This window comes from Parafrankia sp. Ea1.12 (genome assembly GCF_900465275.1).
GTDB classification, from domain to species: Bacteria; Actinomycetota; Actinomycetes; order Frankiales; family Frankiaceae; genus Parafrankia; species Parafrankia soli.
On sequence record NZ_UBIZ01000311.1, the window covers coordinates 1 to 408 of the forward strand.

Annotated in this window: 1 pseudogene; it reads right to left on the minus strand. The window is 66.9% G+C overall.

Annotated elements, in window-relative coordinates:
* A pseudogene (locus FMEAI12_RS16825) lies at nt 1-298 on the minus strand (transposase); the annotation flags it as partial.
* Between the last annotated feature and the right edge of the window lie 110 nt (nt 299-408).

The following is a 408-nucleotide window of genomic DNA, read 5'->3' on the forward strand; positions in this document are numbered from 1 at the left end:
GACCCATCCGCTGTGGATGGGTCCATTTCCGTACGATCAGACGGCGGTGCCACCGTAGGACGGTGCCGGGAGTGACCAGCCGGTGCGCTCGCAGTGCCTTGGGGAGAAGTCGGATCAGGGCGGCGAGGACCGCCCGGTCCGCCCAGTCCCACCGGGGCTTGGGCTGGGTACGACGCAGCACCGCGACCTCATGCCGCAACACCAGCAACTCGATGTTCTTCGACGCCGACGAGCGGCCGAGGAGAACCAGCCAGCTACAGACCCGAACGAGGATCAGGTACAGCAGGCGTACGGACATAGTTGACCATCATGCGGCCGGCCCCGCGCCGGCGCATCGCCCCAGGTCACAGGCTCAGGCCGACTTCTGGCACCCCACAGGATCGGCGAGTGAGCCAAAATCCCTGCGGT